The organism is Streptomyces sp. NBC_00670, assembly GCF_036226765.1.
In the GTDB taxonomy this organism is placed as follows: domain Bacteria; phylum Actinomycetota; class Actinomycetes; order Streptomycetales; family Streptomycetaceae; genus Streptomyces.
This window is the reverse complement of the sequence record NZ_CP109017.1, coordinates 3,013,698-3,040,113: the sequence shown is the minus strand read 5'-3', so window position 1 is coordinate 3,040,113 and position 26,416 is coordinate 3,013,698. Positions and strand designations below refer to the sequence as shown.

Genomic DNA, 26,416 nt, shown 5'->3' with positions numbered 1-26,416 from the left:
CGATGGTGACCTACGCGCAGGCGCAGGAGCGCGCCGAGGAGTGGATCAACGGCGACGTGCCCGCGTACCAGCACCGTGAGGTGCGGGTGCGGGAGTTCGAGCTCGGGTTCGTGGTGTGGGCGGAGGACCGGGCGGACGGGCCCCGTTCGGACGGGGGCGGTCAGCGGCTGGTGCTCGCGCGGGACAGCGGGGAGGCGACGCTGTGGCCGTCGCTGCCGGTGGGTGAGGTGATCCGCCGGTACGAGGAGGAGTACGGCCGGCCGGACGCGGTCCCGGCGGACACGCCGGCGGCGCCGCCGGCCCGGATGGACCTGAACCAGACGTCGTTCCTGCTGACCCCGCCGGAGTGGCTCCAGGAGGCGGCGGACCGCCTCGGCATCCCGGACCAGCGGAGGGATCGGACGGGGGGTGCGGGCGCGGCGGCACCCCCGCCTCCGGCGGATGGCCCGCCGGGGGACGACGGTTCCCGGGCGCCGGGCGCCGGGCGTGCCGTGGGGTCGGATGCGCCGGAGGCGCCCGGTGGGGGCACGCAGTGGCCCGCGCCCGTCCCCGGTGACGTACGGGGCTCGGGTGCGCAGGGCCAACTGCCGGGCGCGCCCCCCGGGGCGACGCCCTGGACCGGTACGGACATCACCGCCGACGCGGACGACGACCGTTCGGTCGCGCTGCCGGCGACGGTGTTCGCCCCGCCGCTGAGCGGAGCGGACGACGGCGACGCCGCGCCGGGGCCGGTGGCGGACGCCAAGACCGCGCTGATGTCGGGCGGCAGCGGCCTCCCGCCGACGACGGTGGCTCCCGCGCTGGACACCGACCCGCAGGGCCCGGGGGCCCCGCCGTCGTACGGGTACCCCGCGCAGACCCCCACCGGGGGCGCCCCCGACGCCGCGACGGGCGATCCCGCCGCGGCACAGCCGCCTGGTGCCCCCGGCGCCGGTGCGCCGCAGGCGCCCGGTGGTACGCCCGCCGGTGGTGTGCACCATGCGGCCACCGTGCTCGCCGGTCCGTCCATCGGCGGCCCGGGCGCGCCGCCTCCGCCGGGCGGGCCGGGCGGGCCGGGCAGTCCTGGTGCACCGCAGGCGTCGGGTGACCCTGGCGCCGTGGGTGGTCCTGGTGCGCCGAGTGCTTCCGGCGGTCCGGCCGGACCTGGCGTACCACCTCCGCCGGGTGCTCCGGGTGCTCCGGGTGCCCCGGCCGGTGCCGGTGTGCCGCAGGCGCCGGGTGGTACGCCCGCCGGTGGCGTGCACCACGCCGCCACCGTGCTCGCCGGTCCGTCCGTCGGCGGTCCCGGGGTTCCGCCCCCGCCCGGCGCTCCGGGCACCCCGGGCGCCCAGCCCGGTCCCGGCGCCCCGCAGCCGCCGGGTGCCCCCGGGGTTCCGGGGGCCGGTGCGCCGCAGGCGCCGGGTGGTACGCCCGCCGGTGGTGTGCACCATGCGGCCACCGTGCTCGCCGGTCCGTCCGTCGGCGGCCCCGGGGTTCCGCCCCCGCCGGCGGCCCCGGGAGCTCCCGGCGCTCCCGGCGCTCCCGGCGCTCCCGGCGCCCCCGGCGGCCCCCGTGCCCCCCAGCCGCCCGGCGCGCCGGGCACCCCCGGTACCCCCGGTGCCGTCCACCACGCCGAGACCGTGCTCGCCGGACCGTCCGTCGGCGGGCCCGGCATGCCGCCGCTCCCGGGCGCCGTGCCGCCCCCGCCGGGCGCCCCGGGCATGCCCGGCGGGCCGGTCGGTGGTCCCGTGCCCGGTGGGCCGGGCGCACCCGGCGGTGCCTACGGTTACCCCCCGCACGGGCAGCCCACCGTCGGGCCCGGGTACCAGGCCGTGCTGCGCTACCGCGCGCAGGACGGGTCGGAGCAGCAGATCATCCGGCGTTCCGCGCCGGGCACCCCGCACCCGGAGTGGCAGATCTTCCACGAGCTGCGCGGTCTGAACGTGCCGCCGGACCAGGTGCTGGAGCTGCACACGGAGCTGGAGTCCTGCCACCTCCCGGGCGCCTACTGCGCCCGGATGATCGGCGAGCAGTGGCCCAACGCCCGGATCACCTCCATCGCCCCGTACGGCACCGACCACGCTTCCCGCCAGCAGGGTATGCAGCAACTTCTCGCGCACCAGGGGGAGTTGCACCAGGTCGCGGACGGCCCCGCCCGCCCCGCCCCCGTGCGGGCGCCGATCCCGCCGGTGCCGCCCGCCCCGCCGATTCCCCCGGAGGGCATCGCACAGGAGCTGGCCGCGGCCTTCGGCCCCGGCATCTTCCGCTTCGACCAGACGGCGGTCTCCCGCGAGGGCGTCCCGCCGGTCGTGGCGCACACGCTCGTCGTCGCGGGGCTGCCGGTCGACATGGGCCCGTTCTTCTGGGCGCAGGCCCAGCCGGGCCGCCCCGTCCCGACGCTGGCGGAGCTGGCGCAGGAGCGCGGGGTGCGGCCGGCCGCCGACGCCGGCTCGTACCTCGTGATGGGCAGCGACTTCGGCAAGGCGCTCTGCGTGCAGTACGGCACGGCGAACATCGTCGCCGTACCGGTGGAGGCGGGCCCGAACGGGCAGTCCGCACCGCCGCAGTTCGTCAACACGGGACTGCCCGAGTTCGCGCGCTGCCTCGCCCTCCTCGGGCGGATGTGGCGGCTGCGCTACGGCCTGAACCAGGAGCAGGCGGGCCGCTGGACCGTCGACTTCCAGGCGCAGCTCGCCGCGCTGGACCCGGCGGCGCTGAACTCGCCGGAGAGCTGGTGGTCGGTGCTGCTGGAGCAGATGTGGGACGGCCTGCTGTGAGCTGACCGCACCCCGTCCACACGCGGTTGACGTCGCGTCAGGGCCGGGTGGGGGCGTACGACTCGTACGCCCCCACCCGGCCCTTCGTCGTGCCGCCACGCGCCCCTTTGTGACCCTTCTCCCCGGAGTGTCGCGTTGTCCCCGTCTCCGTCCGATCCACCAAGATATGCGCCAGATACGTGCGGAATCATTTCTGATTTCCCGTTCGTCATCTTGTCAGATGGGTCGGGCGGAGAGGAGTTCCCCAGTGAGCAGCCTGAGCGGTCCGCCGGCGGTGCCGTACGAGTTCGACGTCGTACGGCGCGGCTACCGCCCCGACCGGGTCGACGCCTTCGTCGGGGACCTCTCACGGGACCGCGACGCCGCCTGGGAGCGGGCGGCGCGGCTGACCGTGCTGGCCCGGGAGATGGACGAGGAACTGGCGCCGCTGCGGGAGGCGGTGGCCGGCCTCGCCCCGCAGACGTACGAGAGCCTCGGCGAGGGCGCGCGACGGCTCTTCGAGTCCGTGCGCGAGGAGGCCGAGGCCGTACGGGAGTCCGGGCGCCGGGAGGCGGAGCGGCTGGCCGCCGAGGCAGAGGCGGAGGCCCGGCGCCTCGCCGAGGCCGCGCGGGCGTACGCCGACGGGGTGCTGGCCGAGGCGGAGGAGCAGGCCGGACGGCGGCTGGCGGCGGCCCGCGCGGAGGCCGACGAGGTACGGATCGCCACCCGCCGCGAGGTGAAGGCGGGCCGCGGCGAGTCCCTCGCGGCGGTGCGGGAGGCCCGGGAGCGGACCCAGGCGCTGCTGGACGACCGCGAGCGCGAGCGGGCGGAGCGGTTCGCCGAGGTCGACCGGGCCGCCGCCGAGCGGACGGCGGAACTGGACGCGCGGTACGCCGAACGGACCGCCGAGGCCGAGGCCGGACTCGCGGAGGCGGAACGGGCGCTGGCCCGCGCGGCGGAGGACGCCGAGCGCGAGGAGGAGGCGGCGCGCACGCGGGCGGAGGAACTGGTGGCCGAGGCCAGGGCCCGCGAGGAGCGGATCGCGCGCGACACGGAGCGGGTGCTGCGGGAGCACGGGGAGCGCTGGGACGACGTACGGGCCCGGATCGACCAGGTCCGGGCCAGCCTGCTGGCCCTCAGGGGAGGCTGAGCGGAGCCCAGGGGGGTGGAGCGGTGACTCCACCGACGGGTGGACGGCCCCTAGGGGATCCTCCGTAGTAGGGGTGGGGGCACAGTCGTCCCGGCGGAGGACGAGGAAGGACGCCGCCGTTCCTTAGGCTGGCTTTACGCCGCTGGGGAGCGGGCGGGACGTACGGGGGGTCGTACGGACCGCAGGCAAGGGGGTGGGGTTTTCCCCAGGGGAAGACGGGGCTCGGCACCAGCGCGCCCGAGGGGGCGCCGGCGCCAGACTCATGGTCGTACCGCTTCGGGCCGCGCACCGCACCGCCCGCCGGTCACCTCACCACCGCACCGCACGGCACCGCGTATACGCATAGACCTGCATAGGAGACATACCGTGACATCGGCTGTGACCATTCCCAGGCACGGGGGTACTGGAGGGCGTACGGCCGTTGCCGCGCGGGCGCGGCAGGTCGTGAAGGCCTACGGCTCCGGGGAGACCCGTGTCGTCGCGCTCGACCACGTCGACGTGGACATCGCCCGTGGCCAGTTCACCGCGATCATGGGCCCCTCGGGGTCCGGCAAGTCCACCCTGATGCACTGCCTCGCCGGTCTCGACACCGTGACCGAGGGCCAGATCTACCTGGACGAGACCGAGATAACCGGGCTGAAGGACAAGAAGCTCACGCAGCTGCGCCGGGACCGGATCGGGTTCATCTTCCAGGCGTTCAACCTGCTGCCGACGCTGAACGCGCTGGAGAACATCACGCTGCCCATGGACATCGCGGGCCGCAGGGCGGACAAGGAGTGGCTGGGCCGGGTCGTGGAGACCGTGGGCCTCGCCGAGCGGCTCAAGCACCGTCCCAGCCAGCTCTCCGGCGGCCAGCAGCAGCGCGTCGCCGTGGCCCGCGCGCTGGCCGCCCGCCCCGAGATCATCTTCGGCGACGAGCCGACCGGAAACCTCGACTCCCGGGCCGGCGCGGAGGTCCTCGGCTTCCTGCGCACCTCCGTCGACGAGCTGGGCCAGACCATCGTGATGGTCACGCACGACCCGGTGGCCGCCTCGTACGCGGACCGGGTGCTCTACCTCGCCGACGGCCGCATCGTCGACGAGATGCGGCAGCCCACCGCCGAGCAGGTCCTGGACCGCATGAAGGACTTCGACGCCCGGGGACGTACGTCATGACCGTCCTGAAGACCTCGATGCGCAACTTCTTCGCGCACAAGGGACGCATGGCGCTGTCGGCCGTGGCGGTCCTGCTGTCGGTGGCGTTCGTGTGCGGCACGCTCGTCTTCACCGACACGATGAACACGACGTTCGACAAGCTGTTCGCCGCGACCTCCTCCGACGTGACGGTCTCCCCGAAGGACGCCTCCGACAGCGGCGAGACCACCTCCGACACCGGGAAGCCGCCGGTCCTGCCCGCCTCCGTGGTGGCCAAGGTGCGCGGCGCGGAGGGCGTGAAGTCGGCCGAGGGCACGGTGTTCTCGTCCTCGGTGACCGTCGTCGACGCCGACAAGGACAGCCTGTCGCCCACCAGCGGGGCGCCGACCATCGTCGGCGGATGGAACGGCAACGACGCCCGCACCATGAAGATCACCGACGGGGCGGCGCCCAAGGGCGCGGACCAGATCATGGTGGACGCCGACACCGCCGACAAGCACCACCTCAAGCTCGGCGACGAGATCTCCGTGATCAGCGCGGTGGGCACGCACCCGGCGAAGATCTCCGGGTTCGCCGCGTTCACCGTCACCAACCCCGGTGCCGCGATCTTCTACCTCGACACCGCGACCGCGCAGAAGACGCTGGTCGGCGAGAGCGGCGTCTACACCACCGTCAACGTGACGGCGGCCGCCGGGGTGAGCGACGCGGCGCTGAAGAAGAACGTCGCGGGCGCGCTCGGCACCGGCTACAAGGTGCAGACCGCCAAGGAGGTCTCCGACGCCAACCAGAACGAGATCGGCAGCTTCCTGGACGTCATGAAGTACGCGATGCTCGGCTTCGCCGGGGTCGCCTTCCTCGTCGGGATCTTCCTGATCATCAACACGTTCTCCATGCTGGTCGCCCAGCGCACCCGGGAGATCGGGCTGATGCGGGCCATCGGCTCCTCGCGCAAGCAGGTCAACCGGTCGGTGCTGGTCGAGGCGCTGCTGCTGGGTGTGTTCGGCTCCGTGCTCGGGGTCGGGGCGGGCGTCGGCATCGCGGTCGGGCTGATGAAGGTCATGGGCGCGGTGGGCATGGAGCTGTCCACCGACGACCTGACCGTCGCCTGGACCACGCCGGTGGCCGGCATCGCGCTCGGCGTCATCGTCACCGTCCTCGCCGCGTATCTGCCGGCCCGGCGGGCGGGCAAGGTCTCGCCGATGGCCGCGCTGCGCGACGCCGGGGCCCCGGCGGACGCCCGCGCCGGACGCGTCCGGGCCGTCCTCGGCCTCCTGCTCACCGGTGGCGGCGTGGCGTCGCTGTACGCGGCCGGGGCGGCGGCCAAGGCGACCGAGGGGTCGCTGTGGCTGGGGCTCGGCGTGGTGCTCTCGCTCGTCGGCTTCGTCGTCATCGGTCCGCTGCTGGCGAGCGGGGTGGTACGGGTCCTGGGCGCGGTGCTGCTGCGGATGTTCGGGCCGGTCGGCCGGATGGCCGAGCGCAACGCGCTGCGCAACCCGCGCCGTACGGGGGCGACCGGTGCGGCCCTGATGATCGGGCTCGCCCTGGTGGCGTGCCTGTCGGTGGTCGGCTCCTCGATGGTCGCCTCGGCCACGGACCAGCTCGACAAGACCGTCGGCACGGACTTCATCATCCAGTCCGACAGCGGGCAGCGGATCACGCCCGAGGCGGTCAAGGCCGTCAAGTCGGTGCCGGAGCTGGAGCGGGTCACCGAGTACCGGGTGACCGACGCGGACTACACCACGCCCGACGGCGAGACCCTCAAGGACACCGCCATCACGGCCGCCGACCCGACGTACGCGCAGGACCTGCGCACCAAGACGGTGGCCGGTGACATCGCCGATGCGTACAAGCCAGACTCGATGTCCGTCCACGAGAAGTTCGCCAAGGACCACGGGATCCACCTCGGCTCGAAGATCAAGGTGGCCTTCAAGGACGGCTCGACCGCGCGGCTGACCGTGCGCGCCATCACCAGCGACGACGTGGTGATCGACAAGGGCGCGATGTACACGTCCGTCGACACCGTGGAGAAGTACGTCCCCGCGAAGCGGATGCCGCTGGACATGCTGCTCTTCGGCACGGCGAAGGACGGGCAGCAGGACGCCGCGTACAAGGCGCTCAAGGCGGAGCTGCACGACTTCCCGCAGTACACGGTCCGCGACCAGACCGACTACAAGCAGGAGCTGAAGGACCAGATCGGGCAGCTCCTGAACCTGATCTACGGGCTGCTGGCGCTGGCGATCATCGTGGCGGTCCTCGGCGTGGTCAACACGCTGGCGCTGTCGGTGGTGGAGCGCACGCGGGAGATCGGCCTGATGCGGGCGATCGGCCTCTCGCGGCGACAGCTGCGCCGGATGATCCGCCTGGAGTCGGTGGTGATCGCCCTCTTCGGCGCGCTGCTCGGCCTGGGCCTGGGCATGGGCTGGGGCGCCACGGCCCAGCAGCTCCTGGCCCTGGAGGGCCTGAAGGTCCTGGACATCCCGTGGCCGACGATCACGGGCGTCTTCATCGGCTCGGCCTTCGTGGGCCTCTTCGCGGCCCTGGTCCCGGCGTTCCGCGCGGGCCGGATGAACGTGCTGAACGCGATCGCGACGGAGTAGCTGCCCCTAAAAGGGGCGCGGGGAACTGCGCATCTTTTGGGGGTCCGGGGGCTTGCCCCCGGGGACGGGAAGGGTAGGGGCGGCGGGGGCGAAGGAATCCGGCCGCCCCCGCCGGCGCGAGGAAACCGCACGGTGCACCCCGGAGGGGCGACGTACCCTGGACAGGACCCCCGGCCCGCCCCGCGCGTCGGGTCGTTCGCGTTGCACACCGCCCCCGGGGCGGCCCCCTCAGCCGGGATGGATGGAAAGCCCTTCATGAGCCTGCACGGTCTGCTCGACGCCGTCGTCAAGGACCCCGCCCTCGCGGAGGCGGTCACCGCCGCCGCGGACGGCAACCGCATGCACGTCGACCTCGTCGGCCCCTCCGCCGCCCGCCCCTTCACCGTCGCCGCCCTCGCCCGCGACACCGGCCGCCCCGTCCTCGCCGTCACCGCCACCGGCCGCGAGGCCGAGGACCTCGCCGCCGCGCTGCGCACGCTCCTGCCCCCGCAGGGCGTCGTGGAGTACCCCTCCTGGGAGACCCTCCCGCACGAGCGCCTCAGCCCCCGCAGCGACACCGTCGGCCGCCGCCTCGCCGTCCTGCGCCGCCTCGCGCACCCCCGCGCCGACGACCCCGAGACCGGCCCGGTCTCCGTCGTCGTCGCCCCCGTCCGCTCCGTGCTCCAGCCGCAGGTCAAGGGCCTGGGCGACCTCGTCCCCGTGGCGCTGCGCAGCGGTCAGAACGCCGACCTCGGCGACGTCGTCGCCGCGCTGGCCGCCGCCGCGTACTCCCGCGTCGAGCTGGTGGAGAAGCGCGGCGAGTTCGCCGTCCGCGGCGGCATCCTGGACGTCTTCCCGCCCACCGAGGAACACCCCCTGCGCATCGAGTTCTGGGGCGACGACGTCGAGGAGATCCGCTACTTCAAGGTCGCCGACCAGCGCTCCCTGGAGGTCGCCGAGCACGGCCTGTGGGCGCCCCCCTGCCGCGAACTGCTGCTGACCGACGACGTGCGGGAGCGGGCCGCCGCGCTCGCCGAGGACCACCCGGAGCTGGGCGAACTCCTCGGGAAGATCGCCGAGGGCATCGCGGTGGAGGGCATGGAGTCCCTCGCCCCCGTCCTCGTCGACGACATGGAACTCCTCCTCGACGTGCTGCCCAAGGGCGCGATGGCCGTCGTCTGCGACCCCGAGCGGGTGCGCACGCGCTCCGCCGACCTGGTGGCGACCTCGCAGGAGTTCCTCCAGGCGTCCTGGGCCGCCACCGCCGGCGGAGGCGAGGCGCCGATCGACGTGGACGCCGCCTCCCTGTGGTCCCTCGCGGACGTCCGGGACCGGGCGCGCGAGCTGGACATCATGTGGTGGTCGGTCTCCCCGTTCGCCGCCGACCTCGAGCCGGACGCCGACACCCTCAAGCTCGGCATGCACGCCCCCGAGACCTACCGCGGCGACACCGCGAAGGCGCTCGCCGACACCAAGGGCTGGCTCGCCGACGGCTGGCGCACGGTGTTCGTCACCGAGGGGCAGGGCCCCGCCTCCCGCACGGTCGAGGTGCTCGGCGGCGAGGGCGTCGCGGCCCGGCTCGACGTCGACCTCGGCGACATCTCGCCGTCGGTCGTGCACGTCGCCTGCGGCTGCATCGACCACGGCTTCGTCGACCCCGCGCTCCGGCTCGCCGTCCTCACCGAGACCGACCTGACGGGGCAGAAGGCGGCCGGCCGCGAGGGCGCCCGGATGCCCGCCCGCCGCCGCAAGACGATCGACCCGCTCACCCTGGAGGCGGGCGACTACATCGTCCACGAGCAGCACGGCGTGGGCCGCTACATCGAGATGGTGCAGCGCACCGTGCAGGGCGCCACCCGCGAGTACCTGGTCGTCGAGTACGCCCCCGCCAAGCGCGGCCAGCCCGGCGACCGCCTCTACATCCCCACCGACCAGCTGGAGCAGATCACCAAGTACGTCGGCGGCGAGGCCCCCACCCTGCACCGGCTCGGCGGCGCCGACTGGACGAAGACCAAGGCGCGCGCCAAGAAGGCGGTCAAGGAGATCGCCGCGGACCTCATCAAGCTGTACAGCGCGCGCATGGCCGCGCCCGGACACGCGTTCGGCGCCGACACGCCCTGGCAGCGCGAGCTGGAGGACGCCTTCCCGTACGCCGAGACCCCGGACCAGCTCACCACGATCGCCGAGGTCAAGGACGACATGGAGAAGTCGGTCCCGATGGACCGGCTGATCTGCGGCGACGTCGGCTACGGCAAGACGGAGATCGCGGTCCGGGCCGCGTTCAAGGCGGTGCAGGACGGCAAGCAGGTCGCCGTCCTCGTCCCCACCACGCTGCTGGTGCAGCAGCACTTCGGCACGTTCTCCGAGCGCTACGCCCAGTTCCCCGTCAACGTGAGGGCGCTCTCCCGCTTCCAGACGGACACCGAGGCGAAGGCGGTCCTGGAGGGGCTGCGGGAGGGTTCGGTGGACGTCGTCATCGGCACCCACCGGCTGTTCTCCTCCGAGACCAAGTTCAAGGACCTCGGCCTGGTCATCGTCGACGAGGAGCAGCGCTTCGGCGTCGAGCACAAGGAACAGCTGAAGAAGCTGCGCGCCAACGTGGACGTGCTGACCATGTCCGCGACCCCGATCCCCAGAACCCTGGAGATGGCGGTCACCGGCATCCGCGAGATGTCCACGATCACCACGCCCCCCGAAGAGCGCCACCCGGTGCTCACCTTCGTCGGACCGTACGAGGAGAAGCAGATCGGCGCGGCGATCCGCCGCGAGCTGCTGCGCGAGGGCCAGGTCTTCTACATCCACAACCGGGTGGAGTCCATCGACCGCGCGGCGGCCCGGCTGCGCGAGATCGTCCCCGAGGCACGCATCGCCACCGCGCACGGGCAGATGTCGGAGCAGGCACTCGAACAGGTGGTCGTCGACTTCTGGGAGAAGCGGTCCGACGTCCTCGTCTCGACGACGATCGTCGAGTCCGGCATCGACATCTCCAACGCCAACACCCTCATCGTCGAGCGCGGCGACAACTTCGGCCTCAGCCAGCTCCACCAGCTGCGCGGCCGGGTGGGCCGCGGCCGTGAGCGCGGGTACGCCTACTTCCTCTACCCGCCGGAGAAGCCGCTCACGGAGACCGCGCACGAGCGGCTCGCGACGATCGCCCAGCACACCGAGATGGGCGCGGGCATGTACGTCGCGATGAAGGACCTGGAGATCCGCGGCGCCGGCAACCTGCTCGGCGGCGAGCAGTCCGGGCACATCGCGGGCGTCGGCTTCGACCTGTACGTCCGCATGGTCGGCGAGGCGGTCGCGGACTACAGGGCCTCGCTGGAGGGCGGCGTGGAGGAGGAGCCGCCGCTGGAGGTCAAGATCGAGCTCCCGGTCGACGCGCACGTCCCGCACGACTACGCCCCCGGCGAGCGGCTGCGCCTCCAGGCGTACCGGGCGATCGCCTCCGTCAACACGGAGCAGGACATCGCCTCCGTACGCGAGGAACTCGTCGACCGCTACGGCAAGCTGCCGGAGCCGGTGGAGAACCTGCTGCTGGTCGCGGGTCTGCGGATGCTCGCCCGCGCGTGCGGCGTCGGCGAGATCGTCCTCCAGGGCACGAACATCCGCTTCGCTCCGGTGGACCTGCGCGAGTCCCAGGAACTCCGCGTGAAGCGCCTCTACCCGGGCGCGGTCCTCAAACCCGCCACCCACCAGATCCTGATCCCCCGCCCCAAGACAGCCAAGATCGGTGGCAAGCCACTGGTCGGCAGGGAACTCCTGTCATGGGTGGGCGAGTTCTTGACGTCGGTACTGGACTCGTAGGGGACTGCGCCCCGAGTCCGCCGCAGGCGAAAGGTCCGTCCGCCGAGGGGAACCCCAAGGCGGACGGACCCAACCCGCTGAGACCGTCGTAACCCGCCGGCTACGACTCGTCGCGCTTCATGCCCAGCCGGTCCTCCATCTGCTGCTGGGCCTGATCGACCTGGTCGGTGTACTTGCCGCCGGTCTTGTCGTTGACACGACGCTCCGCCTGGTCCGACATCTTCTCGGACATCTTCCGGCCCTTGCTGCTCTGCGCCGCGCTCTTGAATCGGTCGAAGATACCCATCCAGAGGCTCCTTCCGGAGGAGGGACGTGCAGGTGCCTCACCACCGACCATACGCCCGGCGTGCACCTGTTGCCCGTTGAGTGGTGGTATGCGCATGACACCCCGCTCGCTACGGTGGAACCGCACGGCTGAACGTGCGCACATCAACGCAGAGCGAGGGAAGGACGTCCCGTGAGGCGATGGAGGGGTGGGGTCGCGGTCGCCGCCCTGGCGCTGGCCACCGTGAGCGGCTGCAAGGTGGACGACACGGGGACGGGCTCCCCGGGCCAGGAGCCGAAGGAGACGGCGGCGGCCCACGGCAGCGCCCTCGCCGCCGCCGACGCGCTGACCGTCAAGGGCAGGGCGCCCAAGACCGGTTACAGCAGGGAACGCTTCGGCAGCGCCTGGGCCGACACCGACTCCAACAGCTGCGACACCCGGGACGACATCCTGCGCCGGGACCTGGAGGACGTGAAGTACACCGACGGGGACTGCAAGGTCGCCTCGGGCGAGCTGGACCCCGACCCGTACAGCGGGAAGGCGGTGACGTTCACCCGGGGCCGCAGCCAGGTGGACATCGACCATCTCGTGGCGCTGTCCGACGCCTGGCAGAAGGGCGCCAAGTACTGGGACCCGGCCAAGCGGATAGCGCTGGCCAACGACCCGCTGAACCTGCTCGCGGTGGGCGCCACGCCCAACCGCAGCAAGGGCGACGGCGACACCGCGACCTGGCTGCCGCCGTACAAGAAGTACCGCTGCACGTACGTCGCCGCGCAGGTGGCGGTGAAGAAGAAGTACGGCCTGTGGGTGACGTCGGCGGAGAAGTCCGCGATGAAGAAGGTCCTTTCTGCCTGCCCCGACCAGAAACTCCCCACCGGCGGCAACCCCACCAACGCCCCGTCCCGCTTCCACGCCGACTGACGCCGACTGACGCCAGCTGACGACGACGCCGGCCGGCACTGGGGGTGCCGGCCGGCGCCGAGCGGGAGGGAGCCGTCCTCAGCCCGCCTTCTTCCAGTCCGCGCAGCCCGCGGTCTTGAAGTAGGCGTCCCCCGAGCCGATCGTCACGACCGCCGTGCCCGTGACGTTGTCGTTGGCGAGGATGGAGTCCATGCCGTGGAGGGCGTCCTTGTCGCGCTCCCAGTAGCACTGGTCGTCGGTGTTGCCGGTCGAGCGGTAGGTGCCCGGGGCGATGTCGACGCCCACGCGGAGCATGCCGCCGTCGCCCTTGAAGCCGGCCGTGGACGGCTTGCCCTTGGCCTTCGGGTCGACCGCCTCCCAGTCGTGGCAGCCCTCGGACTTGAGGAGCTTGTCGCTCGCCTTGACCGTCACGTAACTCGAGCCCGTGACGTTGTCGTTGGCCAGGATCGAGTCCATGTCGCCGGAGGCGTCCTTGGCGCGCTCCCAGTAACACATGTCGTCCGTGTTGCCCGTCGTGCGGTAGGTGCCCGGCTTGACGTCCTTGCCGACCTGGTAGGTGCCGTCGCCGCCGAACGCCGCCTTCTTCTCGGCGTCGGCCTTCTTGGCGTCCCCCTTGCCGGAACCGGAAGCGGAACCGGAGTCCTGCTTCGCCGACGCCGACGTGCCCTTGCCGCCGTCGCCGTCGTCGCCCCCGCCGGCGGTCGAGACGACGCCGATGACGACGACTCCGACGACCACACCCAGCGCGATCTTGCCCTTCATGCCCATGGTGATCTTCCTCCCCCTCGGTTGTCCGGACACGGGCGACCGCCCCCCTCCGGCGGTCGCCCGTTGCGGGGTCAATCACAGCAGAGCTTGTGAACCGAGTCAACCAGGAACTCATCAGGCGGTGTGTACACGACCGTGAATGCCGGTCTTACGGATGCGTCGGTATCATCGGCGCCACAGACGGCCGGAGGCCGAGGAGGGTGGGGGTCTCGTGCAGGACAACGCCACAGAGGTGACCGCCGCCGGCATCGCGCGGCTCGCGGGCGTCGGCCGCGCCGCCGTCAGCAACTGGCGCCGCCGCCATGCGGACTTCCCCAAGCCCGTCGGCGGCACCGAGAACAGCCCCGCCTTCGCCCTCGCCGAGGTCGAGGAATGGCTGCGCGGCCAGGGCAAACTCGCCGAGGTCCCGCTGCGCGAGCGGGTCTGGCAGCAGCTCGCCGGCCACCCGGAGGGCCCCGTCACCGGCCTGCTGCACGCCGGCTGCGTCCTGCTGCTCATCCACACCCGGCCCACCGTCTGGCTGGAGACCTCCGCCGGCTCCGACGACCGGCTCGCCCGCCTCCTGCCCGGCCACCTCGAACAGGTGCTCACCGCCCGCTTCGGCGCCCTGCGCACCCCCGCCGTCCGCGTCCCCGACGCCGCCGCGCTGCGCCCGTCCGCCCCGCTGCTGCGCTCCACCGTCGACCTCGCCGCCGAACTGGGCGCCCGGCAGACGTACGAGTTCCTGCTCGGCCGGCACCTGGACGCGGGCCCGCGCCAGTACACGCTCACCCCGGCCGGTCTCGCCGCCCTGATGGCCGAACTGGCCGGGCCCGCCCGCACCGCCCTGGACCCCGCCTGCGGCACCGGCGCCCTGCTCCGCGCGATCGCCCCCGCGCCCGAGCAGACCCTGTACGGCCAGGACGCCGCCCCCGAACTCGCCGCGCTCACCGCGCTGCGGCTCGCCCTGCACGGCCGCGCGGTCGTCCGCGCCGCCGCGGGCGACAGCATCCGGGCGGACGCGTACGACAGCCTCCGGGCCGACGTCGTGCTGTGCCACCCGCCGTTCAACGAGCGCAACTGGGGCCACGAGGAACTCGCCTACGACCCGCGCTGGGAGTACGGCTTCCCGGCCCGCACCGAGTCCGAACTGGCCTGGGTGCAGCACGCGCTTGCCCGGCTGAAGGACGGCGGCACCGCCGTGCTGCTGATGCCGCCCGCCGCCGCCTCCCGCCGCTCCGGCCGCCGCATCCGCGCCGATCTGCTGCGCCGGGGCACCCTGCGCGCGGTGGTCGCGCTGCCGGTCGGGGCGGCGCCGCCGCACGGCATCCCGCTGCACCTGTGGGTGCTGCGCCGCCCGGACCGGGCGCCCGCCCAGCCGCGGGTGCTGCTCGTGGACACCGGCGCGGCCGCCGCCGAGGGACGCGGCGGCCCCGACTGGCAGGCGGTGCGCGAGGCCGTCCTGGACACCTGGCACGACTTCGACCGCACCGGCGCCGCCGCGGAGCGGCCCGGCGTCAGCCGCGCGCTGCCCGTCGTCGAACTCCTGGACGACGACGTCGATCTGGCCCCCGCCCGCCATCTGCCGCCGCCCGCCCCGGACGGCGGCGCCGCACACCTCACCGAGGTCCGCAGACGTCTCGGCCAGACCCTGCGGCTCACCGCCGACCTCACCCCGCCCGCCGCCGACAGCGCCGAACCCGCCCGCTGGCCGCTCACCACCGTCGGCGAACTCGCCCGCGGCGGCGCCCTGGTGCTGCGCACCGGCGGCACCGGCGGCCCCCACGCACGCGTGCTCACCGACCACGACGTCCTCGCGGGCGACGCCCCCTCGGGCACCCTCCCGGACGCCACGGAGGAGCCGGTGCTGCTGGCCGCCGGGGACGTCGTCGTCCCGGTGCTCGGCGGCGGCCCGGTCGCCCGCGTCGTCGACGAGAGGGCCGCGGGCGCCGCGCTCGGCCGCAACCTCACCCTGCTGCGGCCCGACCCCGCCGCCCTCGACCCCTGGTTCCTCGCCGGATTCCTGCGCGGCACCGCCAACCACCGCCAGGCCAGCAGCTACGCCTCCACCTCCGCCCGGCTCGACGTACGCCGGCTGCAACTGCCCCGGCTGCCACTGGAACAGCAACGCCCCTACGGCCGGCGCTTCCGTGAACTGGCCCGGTTCGAGGAGGAGTTGCGGCAGGCGGGGCGCCTCGGCGCCCAGCTCGTACGCGGGATGCACGACGGACTGACCGACGGGAGCCTGCTGCCGGAGTGACGGCCCGCCAGGGGGCGCGCGGGAGCGCGAAGGCCATCGGTGGCACAACGGTTACGCGCAACCCGTGACCGGTTGTCCGAGGCGGGTTATACGCTCTGACTCCGAAACCCGTACCGTCCGTCGGTATCCCGCCCGGTCCCAGGAGCAGTCATGTACGGCCACGGCATGCAGCCGCCCGCCCGCACCCCGGGCTCGGTCATCGCCATTCGCGTGCTGGTCTTCCTCGGCAGCTTCTTCTCCATCGGACTGCTCTCCTTCCTGCCGCTGTTCCGCATCGCCGTGCTGAGCCGCCGCGCGCGGGACTGGCTGTTCGCGGTGGTGAGCGTGCCGCTGATCATCACCTGCTTCGCCGTCGTCGGCTCGCTCCCGGAATCGAACCCCCTCACCGACGTGGGGATCATCGTCCTGCTGCTCCTCGGCGCGGGCAGCGGCACCTACTACATCCTCTTCGACATGCGGCGCAGGCAGTCCCCGCTGTACGGGCCGGGCCCGCAGACCGGCGCGGTGTACCCGCCCGGACCCCGGCAGGGCTACGGCTACCCGGCCCCGCCGCAGCAGCCCTACGCGAACCGGCAGACCCCGATACCGCCGCAGCCGTACGCCGCCACCCAGGCCGCCCCGGCGCCGCAGCCGCAGCCCCCGTACCAGCCCGGCCCCGCCTCCACGCCGATACCCAACTCCGCCGAGAACACCGCGGGCCGGCCAGGACCGGCCCGGATCGACCAGGTCCGCGCCGAACTGGACGAGCTCAGCGACTACCTGCGCAAGCAGGAGGGTGACAGGTGAGTGTGGCCACCCCCGGCACGGGCACCGGCACCGGAACCGGGCGGATAGTCGCCGGCCGCTACGAGCTGTCCACCCTCATCGGGCAGGGCGGCATGGGCCAGGTCTGGACGGCGTACGACCGCCGCCTCGACCGGCGCGTGGCGGTCAAGCTGCTGCGGCCCGACAAGGTCGCGGGCCAGGAGGCCGACGAACTGCGCCGCCGGTTCGTGCGCGAGTGCCGGGTCACCGCCCAGGTCGACCACCCGGGCCTGGTCACGGTGCACGACGCGGGCAGCGAGGGCGAGGAGCTGTTCCTCGTCATGCAGTACGTCGACGGCGCCGACCTCGCCGACCACCTCGCCGAGCACGACCCCTACCCCTGGCAGTGGGTGGCCGCCGTCGCCGCGCAGCTGTGCGCCGTGCTCTCCGCGGTGCACGCCGTGCCGATCGTCCACCGCGACCTCAAGCCGCGGAACGTGATGGTCAAGCAGGACGGCACGGTCACCGTGCTCGACCTCGGCGTCGCGCACGTCATGGACACCGACACCACCCGCCTCACGCACACCGGTTCGCCCATCGGCAGCCCCGCCTACATGGCGCCCGAGCAGGCGATGGGCGGCGCCGTCGGCCCGTACACCGACCTGTACGCACTCGGCGTGCTGATGCACGAACTGCTCAGCGGCAACGTGCCGTTCACCGGCACCACCGCCCTCGGCGTCCTCCACCGCCACCTCTACGAGCCGCCGCTGCCCGTGCGCCGGCTGCGCCCGGAGGTCCCCGAGGCGATGGAGACGCTGGTGCTGCGGCTGCTCGCCAAGGACCCGCTGCACCGGCCCGCCTCCGCGCAGGAGACGTACGAGGCGCTGCTGCCCCTGCTCCCGGCGCGCGGCCTGCCCACCGGTGCCCCGCTCGACCCCACGCGCCCCTTCCTGCGTCCGCACGCCCCCTGGCCGGACCGCGCGCGCACCCCCGCGTCCCAACCGCAGGCCACGCCCGCTGCGGAGAACGTCGAGAAGCCCGATGTCGCGGGCGCCGTCGACGAGGTCAAGCGGCTGCTCGGCGAGGGCCGCATCACCCAGGCCGTCGACATCCTCGGCTCGATCCTCCCGGCCGCCGCCGCCGAGCACGGCGAGCACTCACCCGTCGTCCGCACCCTGCGCAAGCAGTACGCGGCCACGCTCATGGACGACGGGCAGTACCGCCGCGCCCTGCCCGAGCTGCGCCGCCTCGCCGACGAACGCGCCGCCGAGGCCGGCCAGGCCGACACCCAGTCGCTGCGCTTCCGCTACGAGGCCGCCCAGTGCCTCGAACAGCTCGGCGAACCCGCCGCCGCGCTCGCCGAGTACCGCGCGCTGCTGCCGTACTACGAGAACAGGTACGTCGGCGGCGACCCCGCGACCGCGCTCGAACTCCGGCGCCGCATCGGGCACCTGCTGCTCGCCCTCGGCGACCGCGGCGCCGCGCACGACATCCTGGGCCGCCTCCTGGCCGACGTCGAACGACAGCACGGCCCGGGCCACCCCCTGGCCGCGGAGATCCGCCGCACACTCCAGTGGCTGGGGCAGGTCCGCGGCTGACGGCCGGGGGGCTGCTCGTGCGGGCGCGCGGTGCCCGGTCGTAAGGGGGCGGGCGGTGCCCGAAGTCGTCGCGAATCGTTGGTCCAATGCCTTGGCCGCAGCTCGGCCACTGCCTACCATCGATCACCGCAAGACCTTGTGCGCCCGCCCGTCGCCCGACCACCACCCCTCAAGGAGACGCTGCGCGTCGCACCTGGCATGCACAACCTCCGGGAGGCCCACCTTGCACCGCCGTCGCACCGCGATCGCCCTCAGCGCCGCCCTTCTCGCGGCCCCCGTCCTCACCGCCTGCGGAAGCGACTCCCACCCAGGTGCCGCGGCCGTCGTCGGCGGACAGCGGATCACGGTCGCCCAGCTGGAGAACAGGGTGGAGGAGGTGCGCACCGCCCAGCGGACCGCCACCGGGGACCAGACCCAGTACGCCCAGGAGGTCGCCCGCACCAGCAGCCTCACCCGGGACACCCTGCACACCCTCGTCCTCGACCGGGTCCTGAACCGGGCCGCGAAGGACGCGGGCGTCACGGTCACCGACCGGGACGTGCAGACGATGCGCACCTCCCTGGAGCAGCAGGCCGGCGGCGCCCAGGAGCTGCGCACCGCCTGGCTGCGGCAGTACGGGGTGGCGCCCGCGCGGCTCGACGAGAGCCTGCGCACGGAGGTGCGGGCGCAGAAGCTGGCCGCGGCCCTCGGTGCCGACATGAACACCAGCACCGGCAAGGCCGTCTTCTGGAAGTCGCTCTCCGACGCCTCCAAGTCGCTCGACGTCGACATCAACCCGCGCTACGGCAGCTGGGACGTGCAGAAGAGCAGCCGGGTCGACGCCAAGACCCCCTGGGTGCGGGACGTGAGCTAGTTGTACTGACCCGTGAGGTTGGGGACGCGGCTGGCGGGTGGTTGGCCCTTCAGCGCGGTGTGTCCGCGGTGGTGATTGTAGGTGTGCAGCCAGCCGGGGAATGCCTCCCGTCGTTCGGTCTCCGATCGGTAGGTGCGGGCGTAGGCCCACTCGTCGAGCAGGGTGCGGTTGAAGCGTTCGACCTTGCCGTTGGTCTGCGGCCGGTAGGGCCGGGTTCGTTTGTGGACGATCCCGGCCGCCGCGAGAGCGTCGCGCCAGTGGCGTGAGCGGTAGCAGGAGCCGTTGTCCGTCAGCACCCGCTCGATGGTGATCCCGTACTCGGTGAAGAAGGTGTGGGCCCGCTGCCAGAAGCCGGTGGCGGTCTCCTTCTTCTCGTCTGCGTGGATCTCGCTGTAGGCGAGGCGGGAGTGGTCGTCGACGGCGGTGTGCAGGTAGCTGTAGCCGGCGCCCGCGCGGTTCTTGCGCCCGGCCTGGCGGCCCAGCACCTTGTGGCCACCGCCGTCGGGGATGTTGCCGAGTTTCTTGATGTCCACGTGGACCAGCTCGCCGGGCCTGGCGCGTTCGTAGCGGCGGATGACGCGGCCCGTTGCCCGGTCCAGGTGGGTGAGGCGGGCCAGGCCGAAGCGGGTCAGGACGCGGTGCACGGTCGAGGGCACCAGGTGCAGCAGGTGGGCGATGCGGGCCGGTCCCCAGCGGCGCAGGACGCGGACCTTGATGATCCGGCGTTCGGTGCGGGTCGGGGTGCGGCGCGGGCTGGTGTGCGGACGGGAGGAGTGGTCGCTCATGCCCGCCTCGCCGTGTGTGCGGTAGCGGTCGGCCCAGCGCTGGGCCGTGGTGGGTGAGACCTGGAAACGTTCCGCGGCGCGTCGAAGGGGCCAGTTGTCCTCGACCACGCAGCGGGCCAGGCGCAGCCGTCCAGTCTCGGTCAGGGGTGCATTACGGTGGGGCACGAGGGCCTTTCGGTCAGGTGTAGACGTCGCAATCCACACCGAACCGGAAGGCCCTCACCTGTTCAAGATCCCTCAGCCGAGACCTGGCTCACCCGTCCACAACCTCCCCGGACAGAACAGCTAGTAGTGCTTCGTTACGTTGAGTGATCTCGGCTGGTGGTGGGCAGCCTCCCAGGATGAGGCTGGGGGAGGTGGAACGGCTCCGGGGCGAGTTGGCGGGGTTCGTTGCCGATGTGTTCGGGTCGTTGCCGCGCCGGGATCAGCGGCGGTGGGGCGAGTGTTATCTGCGGGGCCTGATGCTCGACGGCCGGCGCAAGTCGGTCCAGCCGATGGCCGAGCGGCTGCCGGACGGGAACATGCAGGCCCTGCAGCAGTTCGTGAACCAGTCGCCGTGGGATCCGCTGCCAGTCAGGCAGCGGATCGCTGAGCGGCTGTCCGAGGTGATCACTCCTGAGGTGTGGGTGATCGACGACGTGTCGTTCCCCAAGTGCGGCAAGGCGTCGGCCGGGGTGGCCCGCCAATACTGCGGAGCGGTCGGCAAACGCGCGAACTGCCAGGTCGCGGTCAGCGTCCATGCCGCCACCGACACCGCGTCCTGCCCGCTGAACTGGGAGTTGTATCTGCCGCGCGAGTGGACGGACGAACCGGACCGCTGCCGCCGGGCCGGAGTCCCCGACGACGTCGTCCACCAGGAGAAGTGGCGTCTCGCGCTCGGCCTGCTCGACAGCCTGACCGACTGGCGGTTGAAGGCGCCGGTCGTGGTCGCCGACGCCGGCTACGGCGTCAGCACCCCCTTCCGCCTCGGCCTCGAGAAGCGAGGACTGTCCTACGTCCTCGCGCTGACCGGCAAGGAAGTCGCCCACCCGGAGGAGGTCGAGCCGCACCAGCCCGTCTACGGCGGGCTCGGACCGCCGACCCTGCCCCGCTACCGCACCCCACCCCGAGCCGTTTCCGCCCTTGCGGCGCGGGCCAGTGCCAGCCGGTTCACCGAGGTGACCTGGAGGCAGGGCAGCAAAGGCGCGATGACCTCACGGTTCGCGGTGCTGACAGTGCGGCCCGCGGGCAAGCAATGCCTGGCCGCTGCCCAGGAGGCGGGCGGCGGCCGCAACCACTGGAACGGAGTCCTGCCCTCCCAGACCCTGCTGGTCGAATGGCCGGACGGCCAGGACGCTCCGACCGGCTACTGGATATCAAACCTGCCCGCCACCACCCCGGTCGCTGACCTGGTGCGGTGGGCGAAGATGCGCTGGCGCATCGAGCACGACTACCGCGAGCTCAAGCACGGACTCGGGCTGGACCACTTCGAAGGCCGCACCTGGCGCGGCTGGCACCACCACGTCACCCTCGTCACCGCCGCCCAGGCCTTCCTCACCCTCCGGCGGCTCGACCCAAAAGCCCACATGCCGGCCTGACCCTCTACCAGGTCCTCGATGTCCTCCAGGACCTGCTGAGGTGCTGGACCGGCACCTGCACCACCTGCGGTCGACCACTCACCACACGCAGAATCAGACCCAGAACCTAACGAAGCACTACTAGGGCCTGTCGTTTGGATCAGGTCGCAGGGGGCCGACGGTGCCGTTCTAGCGCCGGTGAGCGGGGTCTGGTGCGTGCAGCTGCAAGGCGGAGGAGGGAGTCGACGCGGAGCGTCGGCGACCGACGACAACGCCGCAGATGTGCGTGCCAGACCCCGCGTCTGCGAGCTGAGCCAAACGACAGGCCCTAGGCCGGGGCCTGACGGGTTACGTTCGAGGGGTGAACGCAACCAGTCCCGAGGCCACCGCGGCCGACGCCCCCGGGCGCATAGTCCTGCTCACCACCAGCCACCGGGTCGCCCCCGGGCTGCTGTCCTGGCCCGCCTGGCAGCTGCTGCGCACGGCCGACCGGGTGCTGTGCGCGGACGGCGCGCATCCGCAGCTGCCGTATCTGCGGGAGGCCGGCGTCACGGTGGACGAGGCCGCGCCGGACGCCGGTGAACTGGTCGACGCGTGCGCCGGCGGGCGGACGGTGGTCGTCGTCGCGACCGGCGAGGGCGAGCCGCGGCTGACCGACGGGCTGGCCCGGCTGGCCGGCTCCGGCCGGGTCCGGATGCCCGACCTCGAACTGCTCCCCGCCTCCTACGACCTCCCCGGCGCCCGGCTCCTCGACCTCGTCCAGGTCATGGACCGCATCCGGCGCGAGTGCCCGTGGTCCTCGCGGCAGACCCACGAGGGGCTGGCCAAGTACGCGATCGAGGAGGCGTACGAACTGGTCGAGGCGATCGAGGACGGGGACCGGGAGGAACTGCGGGAGGAACTGGGGGACGTGCTGCTCCAGGTCGTCTTCCACGCGCGGATCGCGGAGGAGGACGCGGAGGAGCCGTTCTCCGTCGACGACGTCGCCGGGGGGATCGTGGCGAAGCTGATCCACCGGCATCCGCATGTCTTCGGGGAGGAGAGCGCGAGTACGCCGGAGGAGGTCAAGGCGCACTGGCTGCGGACGAAGGCGGAGGAGAAGCGGCGGGCGTCGGTGACGGAGGGGGTGCCGGTGGGGCAGCCCGGCCTCGCGCTCGCGGCCAAGCTGGCCTCGCGGGCGCGGGGGGCGGGGCTGGCGGTGCCGTTGCCGACGGGGGAGGGCGTGGGCTACGAGCTCCTCGCCCTCGCGGCGTCGGCGGAGGCGGCCGGCGTGGACCCCGAGGCGGCGCTCCGCGCCGCGGCCCGCACGTACCGCGATGCGATCCGCGCGGCGGAGTCGGGGGCCCGTCCCTGACCCCGGGTGCGCCCGGGATTTTCCTCGCGTCCCTTTTAGGGGCGCGGGGAACTGCGCGAGAAGCCCCACCCACCCGCACGTCCGGGGTCGAAGGGGCGGAGCCCCTTGAGGACGGGACGGGTAGGGGCGGCGGGGGCGAGAGAAATTCGGTGGGCCCCGGCCGTTAAGGTCGCCCCATGCACGGCGAGCCCTCGCCGCCCCCGGCGGCGCCCACCCTGTTCGACTGGGCGTTCGCGGCGAACCCCTACCCCGCCTACGCCTGGCTCCGCCAACACTCACCCACCCACCGCACCCGCCTCCCCAGCGGCGTGGAGGCCTGGCTCGTCACCCGCTACGCCGACGCCCGCCGCGCCCTCGCCCACCCCCACCTCTCCAAGAACCCCGCCCACCACGACGAACCCGCCCACGCCAGAGGCAGAACCGGCATCCCCGGCGAACGCAAGGCCGAGCTGATGACACATCTGCTCAACATCGACCCCCCGGACCACACCCGCCTGCGCCGCCTCGTCAGCACCGCGTTCACCCCCCGCCGCGTCGCCGAGTTCGCCCCCCGCGTCCAGGAGCTGACGGACCGCCTGATCGACGACTTCGCCGCCCGAGGCGAGGCCGACCTGATCCACGAGTTCGCCTTCCCGCTCCCCATCTACGCCATCTGCGACCTCCTCGGTGTCCCGCCCGAGGACCAGGACGACTTCCGCGACTGGACCGGCATGATGTTGCATCTTCCCGGGGGCACGCCCCCGGACCCCCAGGGTCACGGCAAGGGCCCCCGCGGCGGTGTCGCCCGCTCCGTCAAGAAGATGCGCGGCTACCTCGCCGAGCTCATCCACCGCAAGCGCGAGGCGCTCCCCGCCGAACCCGCCCCCGGCGAGGACCTCATCTCCGGTCTCATCCGCGCCTCCGACGAGGGCGAGCACCTCACCGAGAACGAGGCCGCCGCGATGGCGTTCATCCTGCTCTTCGCCGGCTTCGAGACCACCGTCAACCTCATCGGCAACGGCACCCACGCCCTGCTCACCCACCCCGAGCAGCGCACCCGGCTCCAGGACTCGCTCGCCGCCGGGGAGCAGGGGCTGCTGGAGACCGGCGTCGAGGAACTGCTGCGCTTCGACGGCCCCGTGGAGCTGGCCACCTGGCGGTTCGCCACCCGGCCGCTGACCCTGGGCGGCCAGGACATCGCCGCCGGCGACGCCGTCCTCGTCGTCCTGGCGGCCGCCGACCGCGACCCGGAACGGTTCGCCGACCCGGACGTGCTCGATCTCACCCGCCGTGACAATCAACACCTGGGATACGGCCACGGCATCCACTACTGTCTCGGTGCCCCGCTCGCCCGCCTGGAGGGCCGGACCGCGCTCGCCACCCTCCTGACCCGCCTGCCGGACCTCCGACTCGCGGTGGATTCCACCGAATTGCGGTGGCGCGGAGGCCTCATCATGCGCGGATTGCGCACGCTGCCCGTGGAGTTCGCACCCGTCCCGAATTGAGGCGGCATCGGTTCCGCGTAAACACGGACGACCAGGTAAAGGTGACAGTTCCTCAGCTCTGTGATCTTCACGTGATCTGCGCTGCATTAACTTGTAACCGGTGTTGCTCTGGCTATACGTTCACGCATCAACAAGGCGGTTCCCACGGCCGCCGCGTTGGGTCACCGCTGTCGTGTGAAAGGCTTCCGCATGCTCTCCGGGAACGGTCGTCACCGTCGCCCCCGTCAGGCTCCGGCCCTCCTCGTCGCGGCCGGCGTGACCGGCTCCGCCATCGCCATCCCCCTGCTCGGCGCCACCGGCGCGAGCGCCGCCAGCGGTACCACCTGGGACCAGGTCGCGGAGTGCGAGAGCGGCGGCTCCTGGAGCGCGGACACGGGCAACAACCTGTACGGCGGCCTCCAGTTGTCGCAGGACGACTGGAACAACTACGGCGGCCTCGACTACGCGGCCAGCCCGGACAAGGCCAGCCGTTCGCAGCAGATCGCCGTCGCGGAGAAGATCCTCGACGCCGAGGGCGTCGCCGCCTGGCCCACCTGCGGGCCGCTCTCCGGCCTCTCCAAGGACACCGGTTCCGCGGACGTCGACACGGGCGTCGGCAAGGGCTCCTCGGGCGAATCCGGTGATTCCGACTCCGGGCTCGACCTCGGTCTGGACAACTCGTCCGGTTCGTCCGACTCGTCGTCCTCCTCTTCCGGTTCGTCCGATTCCTCGTCCTCCGGCACATCCGGCGGGAATTCCGACGGCACGTCCACCGGGAAGTCCGGCGACGACTCCGACGGAAAGGCGAGCGCGAGCCCCAGCAAGAAGGCGAAGCATTCCTCGGACGACTCCGACGATTCCCGCTCCGGCGGCGATTCCGCCCGTTCCGCGGAATCCGGCGACAAGTCCGGCAGTTCGTCGGCCGACGGGTCGAAGGGGGGCGAGTCGGACCAGTACCGGCAGAGCCCGGCCTCCTCCGCCCTCGTCGACACCGGCAGCGTCGACGGGACGAAGGGTGCCAACACCCTCATCGCCGACGGAACCGGCCGGCACCGCGGCGGCAGCGCCGAGGAGGGCTCCACCTACACGGTCCGCGACGGCGACACCCTCGGCTCCATCGCCGACTCCCTTGGCGTCGACGGCGGCTGGCGGGCCCTCTACGACGACAACAAGGACGCCATCGGCAGCGACCCGAGCGTCATCCACCCCGGTCAGAGCCTCGTCGTGGAGTAGTCGAGCGGCTGTCGAAAACGTGTGGGACGGCAGGGGAACAATCGGACGTACGGTGCCGAACTGCACGGAAAATCGGGGGAGTTTGGTCCGTGGATCACCCGGGATGTCCGGTTCGGTGAAAGTGTGGGATGAGTCTCATAAGCCGTGATCGTCTTTGAAATCCGGCGGATCCCGTGTCTACGGTCATCACCGCTCGCCACCGCGGGCCCCGACGGTCGCCACGCCGAATCCTGCCAGTGGCCGTACGGGAACAGTCGTCGCGTCAAGCGCCGTAGGCAGGAGCGGGGGACCCAGGTAAGTGCCGGGTCCGGCAGCCGGGCCACAGTGTGGCTCCGGACGGCCGGATGCGGCTTGGGGTGAAGTCGTGCGCCGGAGACGGCGTACGACCGGGCAACTCAACCGGCCCGAACCCGACAGCTCACCTCGCAGGCGTCGGTGAGGGGATCTCTCCATGCTGTTTTCCGGCAAGGGCAAGCACCGTCGTCCGTCCAAGGCCACCCGTGTCGTCGCGCTCGCCGGCGTCACCGGTGCCGCCGTCGCCGCCCCGCTGATGGCGGCCGGCAACGCCTCCGCCGCCACCGCCTCCCAGTGGGACGCCGTCGCGCAGTGCGAGTCCGGCGGCAACTGGTCCATCAACACCGGCAACGGGTTCTACGGCGGGCTGCAGTTCACCAACTCCACCTGGGCCGCGTACGGCGGCACCGCGTACGCCGCGCGGGCCGACCTGGCCTCCAAGTCGGCGCAGATAGCCGTCGCCGAGAAGGTCCTCGCGGGGCAGGGCAAGGGCGCCTGGCCGGTGTGCGGCAAGGGGCTGACGAGCGCCGCGTACGACGGGGCGGCCGCGTCGTCGGCCGGCGGCTCGTCCTCCAACGGCTCCAGCAGCTCCAGCAGCGCCGGTTCCTCCAGCAGCTCCTCGTCCTCGACCGAGCAGCACGCCTCCCGGTCGCAGGAGCGGCCGGCCGCGAAGAAGACGGTCACCACGCCGACCGGCAAGAAGGTCGAGAAGGGTGACGGCGAGTACAAGGTCGTCAAGGGTGACACGCTGAGCGGGATCGCGGCGGAGCACGATGTGGCGGGCGGCTGGCAGAAGCTGTTCACGCTGAACAAGGACATCGTGGACGACGCCGACGTCATCTACCCCGGCCAGCAGCTCCACCTGAGCTGACGCTCCCCTCTACTCCCCACCCCCGCCGCGTCTCCCCCGTACGCGGCGGGGGTGGGGTATTTCTCGCGGG

At 72.7% G+C, this 26,416-nt stretch carries 18 protein-coding genes and 1 riboswitch; of the genes, 15 read left to right on the top strand and 3 right to left on the bottom strand.

Annotated elements, in window-relative coordinates; genetic code table 11:
- Positions 1-2 precede the first annotated feature (2 nt).
- The 5 genes from OIE12_RS13395 to mfd all read left to right on the top strand — a co-directional run bounded on the left by OIE12_RS13395 (position 3) and on the right by mfd (position 11,402).
- Positions 3-2,756, top strand: a complete 2,754-nt coding sequence (locus OIE12_RS13395) for an SUKH-4 family immunity protein (protein ID WP_329135030.1) — start codon at positions 3-5, stop codon at positions 2,754-2,756.
- A 256-nt stretch (positions 2,757-3,012) separates the two neighbouring features.
- Positions 3,013-3,885, top strand: a complete 873-nt coding sequence (locus OIE12_RS13390) for a cellulose-binding protein (RefSeq protein WP_443054042.1) — start codon at positions 3,013-3,015, stop codon at positions 3,883-3,885.
- 366 nt (positions 3,886-4,251) lie between these two features.
- On the top strand, positions 4,252-5,040 hold the full coding sequence (locus tag OIE12_RS13385) for an ABC transporter ATP-binding protein (RefSeq protein ID WP_329135026.1): 789 nt from the start codon (positions 4,252-4,254) through the stop codon (positions 5,038-5,040).
- Positions 5,037-7,616 carry an ABC transporter permease gene (locus tag OIE12_RS13380; RefSeq protein ID WP_329135024.1) on the top strand — a complete coding sequence of 860 codons (2,580 nt, stop codon included), beginning with the start codon at positions 5,037-5,039 and terminating at the stop codon, positions 7,614-7,616. The genes OIE12_RS13385 and OIE12_RS13380 overlap by 4 nt, the downstream gene beginning before the upstream one ends.
- A 255-nt stretch (positions 7,617-7,871) precedes the next feature.
- The gene (mfd, locus tag OIE12_RS13375; protein ID WP_329135022.1) at positions 7,872-11,402 is read left to right on the top strand and encodes a transcription-repair coupling factor; all 3,531 of its coding nucleotides are present in this window, start codon (positions 7,872-7,874) and stop codon (positions 11,400-11,402) included.
- A 100-nt stretch (positions 11,403-11,502) separates the two neighbouring features.
- On the opposite strand, the gene OIE12_RS13370 is transcribed toward mfd, so the two are convergent.
- Positions 11,503-11,688 carry an antitoxin gene (locus OIE12_RS13370; RefSeq protein ID WP_030377491.1) on the bottom strand — a complete coding sequence of 62 codons (186 nt, stop codon included), beginning with the start codon at positions 11,686-11,688 and terminating at the stop codon, positions 11,503-11,505.
- Positions 11,689-11,859: 171 nt separating this feature from the next.
- Here OIE12_RS13370 and OIE12_RS13365 point away from each other — a divergent pair, with 171 nt between their 5' ends.
- The gene (locus OIE12_RS13365; protein WP_329135020.1) at positions 11,860-12,588 is read left to right on the top strand and encodes an HNH endonuclease family protein; all 729 of its coding nucleotides are present in this window, start codon (positions 11,860-11,862) and stop codon (positions 12,586-12,588) included.
- Positions 12,589-12,666: 78 nt separating this feature from the next.
- Here the strand turns inward: OIE12_RS13365 and OIE12_RS13360 are convergent, their stop codons facing one another.
- Complete coding sequence (locus tag OIE12_RS13360; RefSeq protein WP_329135018.1) at positions 12,667-13,356, bottom strand: hypothetical protein; 690 nt, start codon at positions 13,354-13,356, stop codon at positions 12,667-12,669.
- A gap of 211 nt (positions 13,357-13,567) precedes the next feature.
- Between OIE12_RS13360 and OIE12_RS13355 the strand changes: the two genes are divergently transcribed.
- The 4 genes from OIE12_RS13355 (at position 13,568) to OIE12_RS13340 (ending at position 18,790) form a co-directional block, all read left to right on the top strand.
- Positions 13,568-15,595, top strand: a complete 2,028-nt coding sequence (locus OIE12_RS13355; protein WP_329135016.1) for an N-6 DNA methylase — start codon at positions 13,568-13,570, stop codon at positions 15,593-15,595.
- 150 nt (positions 15,596-15,745) lie between these two features.
- Positions 15,746-16,381 carry a hypothetical protein gene (locus OIE12_RS13350; RefSeq protein ID WP_329135014.1) on the top strand — a complete coding sequence of 212 codons (636 nt, stop codon included), beginning with the start codon at positions 15,746-15,748 and terminating at the stop codon, positions 16,379-16,381.
- A gap of 65 nt (positions 16,382-16,446) precedes the next feature.
- The gene (locus OIE12_RS13345) at positions 16,447-17,937 is read left to right on the top strand and encodes a serine/threonine-protein kinase (RefSeq protein ID WP_329141925.1); all 1,491 of its coding nucleotides are present in this window, start codon (positions 16,447-16,449) and stop codon (positions 17,935-17,937) included.
- A gap of 223 nt (positions 17,938-18,160) precedes the next feature.
- On the top strand, positions 18,161-18,790 hold the full coding sequence (locus OIE12_RS13340) for a SurA N-terminal domain-containing protein (RefSeq protein ID WP_329135011.1): 630 nt from the start codon (positions 18,161-18,163) through the stop codon (positions 18,788-18,790).
- Here the strand turns inward: OIE12_RS13340 and OIE12_RS13335 are convergent.
- The gene (locus OIE12_RS13335) at positions 18,787-19,740 is read right to left on the bottom strand and encodes an IS481 family transposase (RefSeq protein WP_329135009.1); all 954 of its coding nucleotides are present in this window, start codon (positions 19,738-19,740) and stop codon (positions 18,787-18,789) included. The two genes, OIE12_RS13340 and OIE12_RS13335, sit on opposite strands and share 4 nt — an antisense overlap.
- A gap of 176 nt (positions 19,741-19,916) precedes the next feature.
- On the opposite strand from OIE12_RS13335, the gene OIE12_RS13330 reads away from it, so the two are divergent.
- The 5 genes from OIE12_RS13330 (at position 19,917) to OIE12_RS13310 (ending at position 26,346) form a co-directional block, all read left to right on the top strand.
- Positions 19,917-21,152, top strand: a complete 1,236-nt coding sequence (locus tag OIE12_RS13330) for an IS701 family transposase (protein ID WP_329131397.1) — start codon at positions 19,917-19,919, stop codon at positions 21,150-21,152.
- A gap of 340 nt (positions 21,153-21,492) precedes the next feature.
- Positions 21,493-22,485, top strand: coding sequence for a nucleoside triphosphate pyrophosphohydrolase (locus OIE12_RS13325; protein WP_329135007.1), 993 nt, complete (start codon positions 21,493-21,495; stop codon positions 22,483-22,485).
- A gap of 176 nt (positions 22,486-22,661) precedes the next feature.
- Positions 22,662-23,969 carry a cytochrome P450 family protein gene (locus tag OIE12_RS13320; protein WP_329135005.1) on the top strand — a complete coding sequence of 436 codons (1,308 nt, stop codon included), beginning with the start codon at positions 22,662-22,664 and terminating at the stop codon, positions 23,967-23,969.
- A gap of 189 nt (positions 23,970-24,158) precedes the next feature.
- The gene (locus tag OIE12_RS13315) at positions 24,159-25,181 is read left to right on the top strand and encodes a transglycosylase family protein (protein WP_329135003.1); all 1,023 of its coding nucleotides are present in this window, start codon (positions 24,159-24,161) and stop codon (positions 25,179-25,181) included.
- A 257-nt stretch (positions 25,182-25,438) separates the two neighbouring features.
- A riboswitch (cyclic di-AMP (ydaO/yuaA leader) is annotated at positions 25,439-25,628 on the top strand.
- A 4-nt stretch (positions 25,629-25,632) separates the two neighbouring features.
- Positions 25,633-26,346: a transglycosylase family protein gene (locus OIE12_RS13310; protein ID WP_329135001.1), complete on the top strand. Its 714-nt coding sequence runs from the start codon at positions 25,633-25,635 to the stop codon at positions 26,344-26,346.
- The last annotated feature ends 70 nt before the right edge of the window (positions 26,347-26,416 follow it).